The organism is Lacibacter sediminis, from assembly GCF_014168535.1.
Classification (GTDB): domain Bacteria; phylum Bacteroidota; class Bacteroidia; order Chitinophagales; family Chitinophagaceae; genus Lacibacter; species Lacibacter sediminis.
Window position 1 is genome coordinate 173,133 of record NZ_CP060007.1, and the last position, 13,495, is coordinate 186,627.

Consider the following 13,495-nt stretch of genomic DNA (forward strand, 5'->3'; position numbering starts at 1 on the left):
ATATGTAAGTGTTTACTTACGCAAGTTTTTGGGAGATATTTTTTTGAAGGCGGCTTAGGTATGCCATACCTATTTCAACCTGCCTGGCAAATTCATCAACCTGTTTAGGTATGGCCTACCTATAGTATTTTTGCCGGATGCGTTTGTTACTCACCACCCTTAATGCAAAATACATTCACCTCAACCTGGCGATCCGGATTTTATACGAGTTGAATAAACACCACGAGGGCTTGTCGTGGAAAGAATTTACTATTCGCATGAATGTGGATGAGATCGCTAAGGAATGTGCTGACAATGATGTGGTGGCTTTCAGTTGCTATATCTGGAATATTACACAAACATTGAAAGTTGCGGAACGCATCAAAGCTATTAACCCCGACTGCAAAATTTTATTGGGCGGACCCGAAGTGAGTTACGAATGGGAAGAGATCATTGCACATGATTGTATTGATTATATTATTTGTGGTGAAGGAGAAATTCCGTTCCATGAATTTTTAACGCACTACCCGAATGTAGAAGCTGTTCCCAATCTTGTATATAAAGTTGACGGTGAAGTTCGCTACGAAGAAAAATCGGTGACGTATGATGTAAGCAATTTCATCGGCGTAAATCCCTACATCAACGATCCGGTGGATGATCTCTATAACAAAGTATGTTACATTGAAACAAGTCGTGGTTGTCCCTACAAATGTGGTTTCTGTTTAGCGAGTCTTGATAACAATGTGCGTTATCTGCCGATGGCCGATATAAAAAGCAACCTGCTTTATTTAATGACGCATGGCCGGGTGATCAAATTCCTTGATCGCACGTTTAACATGAAGCGTGATTTTACATTGGAGGTATTTCAGTTCATTCTCGACAATCATAAGCCGGGGAATGTTTTTCAGTTTGAAATAACGGCCGATATTCTGCACCCCGATATCATTAAGTTCATTAATGAGAAAGTGCCGAAAGGTTTGTTCCGTTTTGAGATCGGTATTCAAACGGTGAATCAAAAAGCAAATCTGGAAGTAAGCCGCAAACAGAATTTTGAAAAAACAAAAGGCATCATCAAACAGGTGCAGGATGTGGTGGATCTGCATCTTGACCTCATCGTTGGGTTACCGCTCGATTATTTTGAAGACATCAAATACAGTTTTGAGGAAGTGTTCAAACTTTTTGCACCCGAGTTACAATTAGGCTTCCTTAAATTTTTAAAAGGAACACCGGTACGTAAAACAGCGGCAGCACATGGTTATGTGTACGATCCTGTTGCACCTTACCAGATCATCGAAAGCAAATACATGAGTAAGGCTGAACTGGAGCAGGTTGTATTGGCCGAAGAAGCTTTGGAAATGTATTGGAACAAGCCACGTGCCATCAACACATTGAAATATGTAACAGCTTATTATAGTGTGTTCGATTTCTTGCAAGGTCTTGGCAATTACTTTTCCGATCATTGCGACCTTCATAAGCATGATTTGAAAGATGTGTACACGATGTTGTTTGCTTATGCAAAAGAAGCTTATCCGGAAGATGCCGTGCTGCAACAACTCATTACCATCGATTATTACCTGCATCATAAAATAAAACCTGTGATGGTTTTATTACCCGAAGCAGACACCACAGTCAAACAACAATTGATCGAACAGCATAAACTCAATCATCATAAACTTCGGTTTGCCATGTTGCCCGTAAACTTTAACTGGCAGGAGTTTGTTCAGCATAATCACATCATTCATGATGAAGCGATGGTCACCATTGCATTTGACGGGAAAAATAAACCGCAGGTGTTGGAAGGAATTGAGATCAAAAGGGAACAATGGTAAGCTGTAGCTATTATTTGCTGTCAGCGGATGGAAAGTTCTTTCGATTACCGTTTGTAAAACGATCATGACATTGTGCAAGAGTTTGTACAACATAACCAGAACATTTATACTAACCGCCATAATTTTAAACTATGCTCACCAACATTAACCCTAAGTTACCCATGCGCAGCAAAGCTGCAACCAAAGAATTTTACATTGATAAACTGGGCTTTCAGGAATTCGGACGGGAAGATTTTGATGGCTACCTGATGTTGCAAAAAGATCATATTCAAATTCATTTTTTTGAATTTAAAGAACTCGATCCCAACGAAAATTACGGACAGGTGTACATCCGCACGGATGATATTGATACGCTTTACCAGTCATACCTCGATAACAAAACAGACATACATCCAAACGGACACTTAGCTGTAAAACCGTGGGGACAAAAAGAATTTTCGTTACTCGACCCAGACAAAAATCTGCTTACATTCGGGCAAACGATTTAGTGAAAATAGAAACGGCACCTCGTGTGGCTAAACTAAATATTACAGGTAATTTTACAAACCATCATCAACCAGCATACACAATCATTATGCGGATATTTTTTTTAACACTGGCATTTATCTTTTCGCTGACCAATCTTTTCGCACAGTCAGAAAACACAAAACTTAAAATCACACATTTAACAGGCAGTTTTTATATCTACACAACGTACAATACCTACCAGGAAAGCAGGGTGCCGGCCAACGGGATGTATGTTGTAACGGATAATGGTGTTGTGATGTTTGATACACCCTGGGATACAACACAATTTCAACCATTGCTCGACAGTATAAAACTAAAACATAACCAAAAAGTGGTTATGTGTTTTGCAACGCATTGGCATAGCGACAAAACTGCAGGTCTTGAATATTACAGGCAACAGGGAATTAGAACCTATACCACTGTTCTTACAGATGAATTGAGTAAACAGAATAACAAAAAAAGAGCGGAATTTTTAATGGTAAAGGATACGGTCTTTCAAGTCGGACAATATTCATTCGAAACCTTTTACCCCGGGCAGGCACATACGTTAGACAATATTGTCATCTGGTTTAAAAGAGAAAAGATTCTCTACGGTGGCTGCTTAATAAAAGGTGCCGATGATGAAAACCTGGGTTTTTTAGATGATGGCAATAAAACAGCATATGCAGCGACGCTGAAAAACGTGCAGACAAAATTTCGAAAACCAAAATATATTATCGTTGCACATAGCGATTGGAGAAATATAAATTCATTGAAGCATTCTATAGAAATGGCAAAAAAACTGAAGTAGAATAACGATGGCTGATCCGTTTACTTTTTGGTGATCTTCAGATCTTTAAAATATCCTTCCGTACCAACTTCAACCCATAACGCAATGGCACCTGATGCATTTGCACCGTGTTTCAAATCATTTACAATAAGCGAGGGCTGCTTGTTATGATCAAGGAAAAGTTTTGCCTGTGCTCCGTTCACTTCAATGCGCATAGTGATCCATTTATTCAACTCCATATCAGCATAGGATTCATACAGTTCAGGTGATTCTTTGCGTAACCGGTCAAACTTATAATCAGGATATGAATAATATTGAGTAGAGTGATTACGACGTACCTGGTCGTTCGCCCGGCCATTGGTTGGACGTATGTATATGCTCTCAAATTTTGTATTATTCTCGTTGATGCGGAAAGCAATTCCAATAAAACCTCTTGAAAAAACAGGAGCGTTTTTCAATAATCGGCTCAGCACTTTTACTTCAATAGTTCCATTGCTGAATTGAATTCCTTTCACTTTTACAAAAGTAGGTTCGTCCACTTCTTTTACTGTTGAATCCTTTACAGCCTTTACTACTTTACTGCCCATCAACTTTTCGATAGACATGTAAACCTGCACAGCTTCAAGACTGCCTGCATCCAACTTAATGGTTTGTGCATTAAGATTTATTGAAAACAGAATAACCGAAAAGAATAAAAAACGACTCATGGCATTAAGTTAATGAATAAACGGAATCAAACTTGCCTGTAGCAACCATACAGGCAAGTTTTTATCACATTGTTATTGCAGTCCTATTTGCTTTGCATAGGTCTGGTTATCCCAGAACAAATGTTCTTCTTTCATTACGCCATTTTCCCAAATACCTACAGTTGCCATCGGCATTTTAAATACCTTGCCGGTTGGTTGTATGAATTTGCCATTTCCAATTGGCATTGGTTTCGTGAAGGTTCCTTCAAATACACCGGTTACCAAGGTGTAATTACCTGAACCAAACTTGATGGGATGTTCTTTGATCCTTGTATCAGGTGCATGTACAAAGAGTTTCTTTAAATCTTCAATATGTGTATCAATACCTGCTACTACACTTCCGTCGGGCCAGTATACTTTGATATCTTTTGCATGACTTTCTTTAAGTCTGTCCCATTTTTGATTGCTAAACACATCAAAATCCAGTTCATCAAATGTTTTAAGATGACTTGCAATGGTATCGTTCGATGAAACCAATTGCAATGCTATTTTTTTCAGACTATAAACATTATCAGTTGAACTGTTTTCTGCTGATGTTGATTGTTGTTGACAGCTTTGAAGGACAATGAACGATACAATTATTATAATAGCACCCCGCAGTGATTTGATATTTATCTGTTTCATGATTATTTTTTAATGTTGATTCTTATATTACTGATTCAGCTAGTTCTTTTACCTCGGCTTTTGTAACGGTTTTACCCAATGAACCAAACTCATGCAGGTCGCCAAATACTTCAATACGTATTGATTGATCAAAACCACCAATACGTACAGGTTCAAACCCATTATCACGAATTAACTGCTCAACCACTTCGGTGATGCTGCAATCTTCTGTTGCGTAAAACAACACATTCAACGGTTGCTGAAAAGCTGCATTTGTTAGCGACGCCACGCCTAAAGTACCCAGCGCCTTTGCCAGTTTTGCATTTTTTGGAAGTAAAGACGCAATAATTTCACCCGCTGATTCTTGTTCGCCAATGATCTTTTTAAATCCACCGTTCTCATCAGGCGCAATGGGGTTTGAGGGATCAACAATAATCTTTCCTTCCAGTTCTGTTGCATACTGCTGCAACACTTCTTTGATGCCGTTGAACCAGATAGCGAGCACAATAACGTCTGCTTCTTTGATGGCCGAAGGAATGTCCATGGCTTGTGCAAGGCTTCCCAGCTGTTGTGCCAATGCGTTTGCTTTGGCAATTGTTCTGTCTGCAACAATCACTGCATGATTTCCTTTTACTAAATTGCTTGCTACTGCTGTACCGATGTTTCCCAAACCGATCACAGCCACTTTTGTTGTTGTATTCATAATCTGTTTTTTATTGAATGATTTATGAATACAAAATTCCATTGATCAGCAAAGCTCACCAATGACCTATGTTAAGAAATAGGCTTGATCTAGATCAAGAGTTGGGCTTACTGAGTTTATTACGTAGGCGGCTGAGGAACTCAGGAGTAATACCTAAGAAAGAGGCGATCTGTGTTTGCGGAAGACGATTCACAAGATGTGAATAGGTCTTTAAAAATGATTGGTACCGATCTTCCGCAGTGCTGCTGATATTTTGCAGCAATCTTTTTTGCAGACTTACATAACTGTTTTCGATCAACACCCGAAAGATGCGATCGAACTTTGGTGCTGATAGATATAATGCAATAAGATCTTTCTGATTGATCTGTAATACAACCGTATCTTCTACAGCATCAATCGCTAACGTTGACGCTTCTTCGCTGTGAAAGCTGCCAAGATCAGTGATCCAGTTGTTTTCTGCGGCAAACTGCAGTACATGCGTGCTCCCGCTGTCATCAATCTTATACATACGCAAACATCCTCTTACCACAAAGTTCATCTGGTTGCATATATCGCCTTCCTGCAACACATATTGTTTTTTGCGGTACAAGCGTGGTCTGAATTTTTCACGCACCAATTCACGCTCTTCTGTATTCAGAGGAATCAGCTTTTCAAAATAGAGCAGTAGCGGTTCAATAGATGCATCCGACAGATTTTCTTTCATCTGTAATTGTATTGATCTCCGGTTTGTTGTTATACTGTTTAAAGGTACTGATTAAAAAATTTGGCAGTTACTCTGCTAAGCAAGCCTGTATAATTATCAACGCTAATGCATTTATAACGGCATCATATTTAATGAAAGCCTTTATGGGGCTTTTATTAATTTTAGCACTAATATCTGTTATGCAAAGTCTTTTCATCGATTACGTTTATCTTGTCTTGATCATTATCGGACTCATTATGCTGGCGAATAAATTATGCATCGCATATCCGATTGTACTGGTGTTAGGAGGTCTGGCGCTGAGTTTTGTATCGGCATTTTCGCATATCACCATTGATCCCGAACTGATCTTTTTTATTTTCCTTCCTCCATTGCTTTACGAAGCTGCCTGGCAAACTTCATGGAAAGAATTCTGGAAATGGAGACGCATCATCATGAGCTTTGCATTTCCCATTGTTATTATTACTTCATGTGTAGTTGCGTTTGCATCGAATGCGATCATTCCCGGTTTTACATTGGCACTTGGGTTTTTGTTGGGTGGAATTGTTTCGCCACCTGATGCTGTTTCTGCAACAACTATCCTCCGGCAGGTAAAAGCACCAAAACTACTTGTGAGTATTGCAGAAGGAGAAAGCTTATTGAATGATGCTTCTTCACTGATAGTATTTCGTTTTGCATTGGCTGCAGTGATCACCGGACAATTTCATTTACAGGAAGCAGCAACCAGTTTTTTGTTAGTGATTGTGATGGGAACATTGATCGGTCTTACTATTGGGTTTATTTTCTATGCCATTCACCGGTGGTTGCCAACAACACCCGCCATTGAAATTGTTTTAACATTGATCACTCCTTACTGCATGTATTATGCAGCGGAGTATTTTCATTTTTCCGGTGTGCTTGCGGTAGTAGCCGGTGGACTTCTGCTATCGAGCAAACGACAAACGATGCTGAACTACCGCACCCGGCTTGAAGGTGTGAATGTGTGGACCAGCTTTGTATTTGTATTGAACGGGTTGATCTTTTTTCTTATCGGACTTCAATTGCCTTCTGTAACAAATCAACTCGGCGATATTAGTGTGGGCACAGCAATTGGATATGGTCTTGCAGTTTCGCTCGTATTAATTATTGTACGGCTTGCATCAACATTTGGAGCTTCGTTGTTTACACGTTTTATGAGTCGATTTATTACAGTTGCTGATGCAAATCCCGGCTGGAAGGGACCAATGATCTTTGGCTGGTCGGGTATGCGAGGAGTGGTATCTTTAGCTGCAGCGCTTTCTATACCTCTATATATCAATCAAAATGAACCGTTTCCTCATCGTAACCTCATTCTCTTTATCACCTTTATTGTAATTCTTGTAACATTGGTTTTACAAGGATTAACACTTCCATGGGTGATTCGTAAAGTAAATGTAGAAGAGCCGGAAGGATCTATTCCGGAACAGCAACAGGAAAAGATTATTCAAAAGAAAATGGCGCATTACTCGCTTCAGTTTTTAGAAGAAAAATATGGGGAGCATTTAATCGACAATGAACATTTTAATAACCTGAAAACCAAATTAAGAACAGAGCTGGATCACTTTAACCGATCACTTGTTGAACAGGAGAAGTATATTGATCATTCATTGAACGACTTTCACAACATTTACTTCGAACTGCTCGATGAACAACGACGCATCTTAAATAAGATGAACCAAAAAGCAGAATTTGATGAGGAGCTGATCAGGAAATATCATTCCCTTATTGATATTGAAGAATTGCGGATTCGGGAAAAAAGAATAGAAGCCTGATGGAAGTATTGATTTGGCTAAACAAACAAGGGAAAGAAGTATTTTTATTTCATGCTCCGCTTTTTTATTAAACACAAACAGGTTTTTCTATATGCTGCATCTTTAGCTGCTATCCTTTTTGTGTTGCAGCTGCTGGAGTATCGTTTCGTCCTCATCAGTCATTCCTTTGAAATTTATATTGCCTCTATTGCTGTACTCTTTACATCACTGGGTATCTGGCTTGCATTAAAACTGGTAAAACCAAAGACTGAAGTGCAAACTATTGTGGTAGAAAAAAATGTGTATATCACAGAACTCACTGAAGAGGAAAAACTGCAGTTGGAAACAGAGCGACAAAAACTCGGATTAAGTACCCGTGAAGCAGAAGTGCTGCAACTAATGGCTGAAGGATTGAGCAACCAGGAAATTGCTGATCGTTTGTTTCTGTCGTTGGCAACGGTTAAAACACATTCATCGAAGCTGTTTGAAAAGTTGGATGTAAAGCGACGGACACAGGCGGTTGAAAAAGCAAGACAGTTGAAGTTGATTGCCTGACCCTGACCCTCATCCTTTCGTATAATTTCGCTGATCTTCAATCGGTTTCATACTTTAGTATGAGGGCTTTCAACAGCGAAATTTTCATCTTTACTGCACAAAAAATTACAAAATGAAAAAGAATGTACTTGTTTTTGGTTTGATCTCCGGGCTGATTGTTTCCACCCTTATGGCCATCAGTATGGTTACGATGTATAACAATCCCGATGCCGGACATGGAGGCGGTTCCATGATCATCGGGTACCTGAGTATGCTCGTTGCCTTCTCCCTGATTTTCGTAGCGGTAAAGAATTATCGTGATAAACAAAATGCTGGTGTGATCAGTTTTGGCAAAGCCTTTAAAATAGGATTACTGATTGCATTGATCGGCTCGACGATGTATGTGATCATGTGGGCATTGCTTTACAATTTTTATATGCCCGATTTTATGGATCGCTATTGTGCACAGATGATTGAAAACGCAAAGCCAACCTCATCTCCAGCCAAAATACAGGAACTAACCGAACAGATGAATACACAAAAGGAAATGTATAAGAACCCGTTGTTCTTTGTGCTGTTTACCTATTTTGAAATTTTACCGGTCGGTTTACTGGTGTCGCTGATAACGGCACTTATATTGAAACGAAAAACAGCAAAAGCTGTGTAAATAAAGAGGGCCGCTTTAGCGGCCCTCTTTTATCTCTTTTTACTTCTTAAAACTTTTAGTTTAGTCTTTAAACAACTTAACCGGTGTGCTCTCGGCAAGCTTTCTGTAAGCCGCCCACTTGCCTGTTAAAAACTCATTGATCTTCGTTACACTTTCAGTTACTGCTGTTTCAGCATCGACAACCAAACGTTCTGTTTGTGCAGTAGGGGCAGCCAGCTTGCCGCCAATTTCCTGGCGTGCTACACCTAAAATGCTTTGCGTAGTAATATCAGCAAAGCGTGTGATTCCCTGACGCTCTGTTGCACTGCGTCCAAAAATACTTTCACGTATCTTCTTGATCTCATCACGCATTTTCACTGCTTCTTTGCGCAGACTGTCAACATCTTTTCCTTCCACACCACGTAACTGGCCTTCCATCTTGGTGAGCGTTTCTTCTGCATCAACGATCTTATCAACTGCGGCTGTTAATTTATCAGCACTCATTTGCAATCGATCCATCATTTTTTTCTTTCCATCATACACAGCACGGGGCGTTGGAATGCGTGGATCATCTTTTACAACGATCATCGTTGAATCACTTGCTTTACCCAGCGTTACCACCATTTTGTATGTTCCAGGGAAAACCGGCCATCCACCACCTTGCTCATTTGCATTTGGTCTTGGCTTAGGAGAGCCGGGGAAACGACTGCCCTTCGTATCAAAGTTCCAGTAGAAACGGTTGAAACCACTATCGGCTTTTACTTTTAATGTGCGGAGTTGCTTGCCTGCATCATCATAAATTTTTACGATCGCACTGTCCATTTTCGCTTTGCTCGTATCGGCTGCATGATTTACAAAGAATGAAACCATTGCACCTCTGCGTCTGTTTTCACCTTCATACAAACCCCATGTGCTCCATTCGTAACCGGGTGCGTTACGGAAATTTGCCTGGTAAGCAGTTGGCGCATCAAACACCTTTACTTTCGTCGTTTGTGAAGCACCGTTAGCTTTAGCTGCGGCACGGAGCGGACGAATATCATCCAACACCCAAACAGCACGACCAAATGTTGCAATGACTAAATCAGCTTCACGCTCCTGGATTGCAAGATCGTAAGTTGATACACTTGGATAACCATTGGTCCATTGTTCAAATGTTTTCGCATTGTTGTAGCTCACCCATAAACCATGTTCTGTTCCAACAAAGATCAAATTGGGTTCAGCAGGATCCTGAATCATACAAAGCGCATAACCTTTGATTCCTTTGTTCGCTAAAATATTATCCCATGTTTTACCAAAATCAGTTGTGCGGAAAATAGTAATGGCGAAATCACCACGACGGTAATCATTGCTCACAACAAATGCTTCTCCTTCGTTATACTTACTTGCCTGTACTTGTGTGATCCATCCACCGGTGTTCATGCCTTTGATCTTTCCACGGAAGTTGGTCCATGTTTTACCTCCGTCTTGTGTTAACTGCACATTACCATCATCTGTACCAACCCAAATCACGTTTCTGTTTTTGGGTGATGGCGCAATAGCCATAATGGTGGTGAAATTTTCTGCTCCTGTAATATCAAGTGTTAAGCCACCTGTTTCTTCTTTTTGCTGTTCAGGATTATTGGTAGTGAGATCCGGAGAGATGATGCTCCAGGTTGTTCCTTTATCAGTACTCTTATTTAAGAACTGACTACCGAAGTAAACTGTATTGTTATCAAATGGATCAAGTGCAATGGCACTGTTCCAGTTGAAACGCATTTTTGTGCGTGCAGCAGGAGCTGGCGGACGAATAGATTCTGTTGCACCTGTTGTTACATTGTAACGGCCAACTGAACCACCTTGGCTCATGGCATATACCCATTTGCTGTCGGTAGGATCAGGCACTACATCAAAACCATCACCACCCCATAAACTTTCCCAATAATAGTTACGGATACCACCATCAATCCATGTGTAAGCAGGTCCACGCCAGCTGCCGTTATCCTGCAAACCACCCATTACGTTGTAAGGGAGTTCATTATCAACGTTAATATGATAGAATTGTCCGAAAGGTAACTGCTCATCGAAGCGCCATGTTTTACCACGGTCTTTACTGATGCCGATACCACCATCGTTACCTTCAATAATTAAATTCTCATTTGTTGGATGAATCCACCATGCGTGGTGATCAGGATGAATACCATTGTAAGGAATTAATGTGGTGAAACTTTTGCCACCATCTTCACTGATCGTTACTGTTGAATGAATATCATAAATGCGGTTTTCATTTTTCGGATCAACATAAATTTCATTGTAGTAGAACGGACGATCTGTTACCTGTGCAGGATCGCTGTTTACAAGCTTCCATGTAAAACCACCATCATCACTTTTATAAAAACCATTTTTTGTTGCTTCTACTTTTGCATACACAAAGTTTGAACGACCGGGTGCAAACGCCAACCCACAACGACCGATGGGATCAGCTGGCAAACCTTCTTCCTTTCCTAACTTCTTCCAGTTCTTTCCACCATCAACGGTTATATAAATACCACCACCGGGGCCGCCGCTGTTGAAGTTCCAGGGTTTGCGCTGGTGTTGCCACATATTGGCAATTAATTTATTGGGGTTTGATGGATCCATGATCAACTCAGCACAACCACTTGTATCATTAGTATATAAAATTCGTTCCCATGTTTCGCCGCCATTGGTTGTTTTATACACCCCACGTTCGCTATGGATGCCATACGGATTACCGATAGCTGCTGCATAAACAGTATTAGGATTTGTTGGGTCGATGTGGATGCGGTGAATGTTTCTTGTTTTTTCAAGACCCATCCGTTTCCATGTTTTACCACCATCCAATGTTTTGAAAATACCATCACCCAGATTGAGTGAGTTACGTGGGTTTCCTTCACCGGTACCAACCCATATAACCGAAGGATTACTTTGCTGCACCTTTATTGCACCAATGTTCAGCAAAGGTTGTTCATCAAACAACGGAGCCCATGTGGCGCCACCATTATCTGTTTTCCAAACACCCGCACTGGCACCACCCACAAAAATTGTTTCGGGATTGCTGTGCAACGCATCAATGGCCGTAACACGGCCACTCATACCTGCAGGTCCGATGTTACGGGGTTTCAGGTTCTTAAACTGTTCATTTTTAACTTGAGCTGTAGCCGAAAAGCACAGCAGGGCCGTAGCGGCCAGAACGATTATTCTCATACAAGCTTGTTTTAGGAAAACTGAAATTGAGAAAACAAAAGCGCCCTTCCAAATGTTTTTGATAAACGGCACAAGAATGGAACGGTTTTAGCGACTAAGCTAATGATCTTTGCTTTGTTCTGTTGAGAATGAGTTAAGCATGTTTTAACAGGACAACAAGGATTAAAACTTTATTTTTGATGTTCAAACACTAAAATTCCTAAACACAAACACAGTATGAAACATTTCTTTTTGTCAGCAGTTGCCATTGGTTCTTTGGTAGTAATGGCGGCTTTTCTTCCCAAGGAAAACACAAACAACGGCCAACAGCCATCAGCTAATGTACAAACACCAACAAAGTGGACACTGGACAAATCACACTCAAACCTGAAGTTCACTGTAACACATATGGTGGTTTCTGAAACAGAAGGATCTTTTAAAATCTTCGACGGCACTATTGAACATACAAAGGCCGATATGAGTGATGCGAAGATCAATTTTTCGGTTGATATGAATTCGATCAACACGGAAAACGAAAACCGTGACAAGCATTTGAAGAGCGATGACTTTTTCAATGCCGAGAAATATCCAACAGCAACATTTGTTGGTAAATCATTCAAACCACTTGGTGATAATAAATATGAACTCGTTGGAGATCTGACGATCCGTGACGTAACAAAGAGCGTAAAGTTTGCAGTGAAGTTTGGCGGCATTGCTAAAAGCTCACGTGGCGATAAAGCTGGTTTTAAAGCTACTGCAACCATCAACCGTTTTGATTACAATCTGAAATGGGACCGTGCAACAGAAGCAGGTGGTCTCGTTGTAGGTAAAGATGTTGATGTTACTGTTTTACTTGAGATGAATAAAGCAAAGTAATAACAGTTTACAACTGTAAAATATCAAAGCCCTCCCGCTATAACGGGAGGGCTTCTGTTTTGATAGAACTTCTGTTACTACATTTTCAAAATAAACAAAGTCCCGAGCTTAAAGCATTAACGATTACTGTTAATCACCTCTTTGATCCTCGTTAGTTTGATACTGCCATCTTCACCAATCTGGTACACTTTCTTATGTCCCCTTTCCCGGAACTGAACCAGGTAACTTGTTTCGCCCATCATGCTGATTTGTTCTGTTGTTGCTAAAGCACCGGAAGGATTGATCCTGGAAATTGATCGCTTAACCTGCAATGGCAAATCTTCTTCAAGGATGCTTTTTACAATTGCTAAGTAATCTCCATCTGCGTCAAAATAAGCCATCATTGCTTCACGACCATATACAAAACGCACAGCATATAGATCACTGTTGTCAACTTTTATCCAGGAAACATGTGTTGCTCCCGGAAATTCTGACTGAAAGGAACGTTCGATATTTTTTTCAACGTTTCCCGTTGCAAAAGCGGCAATAAAAAATAGTACCGCTGTAAATGTTACAATACTTTTTTTCATGATAATAAGGTTTAATGTTTTTGAATGTTTTGTTAGCAATGGGTTTCTGAAAGGGGCAGCAACGATCAACGCTGCCCCTGTATAA

Annotated in this window: 13 protein-coding genes; 7 read left to right on the forward strand and 6 right to left on the reverse strand. The window is 40.3% G+C overall.

All coding sequences use genetic code 11. The features are described from left to right. Positions 1-137: 137 nt before the first annotated feature. From H4075_RS00820 to bla, 3 genes are all read left to right on the forward strand, one after another. Positions 138-1,808, forward strand: a complete 1,671-nt coding sequence (locus H4075_RS00820; RefSeq protein ID WP_182803247.1) for a B12-binding domain-containing radical SAM protein — start codon at positions 138-140, stop codon at positions 1,806-1,808. Between the two features lie 131 nt (positions 1,809-1,939). Next, entirely contained in the window at positions 1,940-2,296 is a 357-nt protein-coding gene (locus tag H4075_RS00825) for a bleomycin resistance protein (protein ID WP_182803249.1), read from the forward strand. An 86-nt stretch (positions 2,297-2,382) separates the two neighbouring features. Further along, positions 2,383-3,105, forward strand: coding sequence for a BlaB/IND/MUS family subclass B1 metallo-beta-lactamase (gene bla, locus H4075_RS00830; RefSeq protein WP_182803250.1), 723 nt, complete (start codon positions 2,383-2,385; stop codon positions 3,103-3,105). Between the two features lie 20 nt (positions 3,106-3,125). On the opposite strand, the gene H4075_RS00835 is transcribed toward bla, so the two are convergent. The 4 genes from H4075_RS00835 to H4075_RS00850 all read right to left on the reverse strand — a co-directional run bounded on the left by H4075_RS00835 (position 3,126) and on the right by H4075_RS00850 (position 5,839). After that, positions 3,126-3,791, reverse strand: coding sequence for a family 16 glycoside hydrolase (locus H4075_RS00835; protein ID WP_182803252.1), 666 nt, complete (start codon positions 3,789-3,791; stop codon positions 3,126-3,128). Positions 3,792-3,863: 72 nt separating this feature from the next. Next, positions 3,864-4,454 (reverse strand): ester cyclase, encoded by a 591-nt coding sequence (locus tag H4075_RS00840; protein ID WP_182803254.1) that lies wholly within the window; start codon positions 4,452-4,454, stop codon positions 3,864-3,866. 22 nt (positions 4,455-4,476) lie between these two features. Then, entirely contained in the window at positions 4,477-5,136 is a 660-nt protein-coding gene (locus tag H4075_RS00845; protein WP_182803255.1) for an NADPH-dependent F420 reductase, read from the reverse strand. A gap of 94 nt (positions 5,137-5,230) precedes the next feature. Beyond that, a complete protein-coding gene (locus H4075_RS00850; protein ID WP_182803257.1) occupies positions 5,231-5,839 on the reverse strand; it encodes a Crp/Fnr family transcriptional regulator in 609 nt (202 codons plus the stop codon). A gap of 179 nt (positions 5,840-6,018) precedes the next feature. Between H4075_RS00850 and H4075_RS00855 the strand changes: the two genes are divergently transcribed. From H4075_RS00855 to H4075_RS00865, 3 genes are all read left to right on the forward strand, one after another. Next, positions 6,019-7,626 carry a Na+/H+ antiporter gene (locus H4075_RS00855; RefSeq protein ID WP_182803259.1) on the forward strand — a complete coding sequence of 536 codons (1,608 nt, stop codon included), beginning with the start codon at positions 6,019-6,021 and terminating at the stop codon, positions 7,624-7,626. A gap of 51 nt (positions 7,627-7,677) precedes the next feature. Next, complete coding sequence (locus H4075_RS00860) at positions 7,678-8,160, forward strand: helix-turn-helix transcriptional regulator (RefSeq protein WP_182803261.1); 483 nt, start codon at positions 7,678-7,680, stop codon at positions 8,158-8,160. A 112-nt stretch (positions 8,161-8,272) separates the two neighbouring features. Further along, positions 8,273-8,806 (forward strand): DUF4199 domain-containing protein, encoded by a 534-nt coding sequence (locus tag H4075_RS00865; protein WP_182803263.1) that lies wholly within the window; start codon positions 8,273-8,275, stop codon positions 8,804-8,806. A gap of 60 nt (positions 8,807-8,866) precedes the next feature. Here the strand turns inward: H4075_RS00865 and H4075_RS00870 are convergent, their stop codons facing one another. Beyond that, positions 8,867-11,986 carry a WD40/YVTN/BNR-like repeat-containing protein gene (locus H4075_RS00870; protein WP_182803265.1) on the reverse strand — a complete coding sequence of 1,040 codons (3,120 nt, stop codon included), beginning with the start codon at positions 11,984-11,986 and terminating at the stop codon, positions 8,867-8,869. 216 nt (positions 11,987-12,202) lie between these two features. Between H4075_RS00870 and H4075_RS00875 the strand changes: the two genes are divergently transcribed. After that, positions 12,203-12,841: a YceI family protein gene (locus H4075_RS00875; protein WP_182803267.1), complete on the forward strand. Its 639-nt coding sequence runs from the start codon at positions 12,203-12,205 to the stop codon at positions 12,839-12,841. 116 nt (positions 12,842-12,957) lie between these two features. Here H4075_RS00875 and H4075_RS00880 read toward each other — a convergent pair whose 3' ends face one another. Further along, positions 12,958-13,410, reverse strand: a complete 453-nt coding sequence (locus tag H4075_RS00880) for a hypothetical protein (protein WP_182803268.1) — start codon at positions 13,408-13,410, stop codon at positions 12,958-12,960. Between the last annotated feature and the right edge of the window lie 85 nt (positions 13,411-13,495).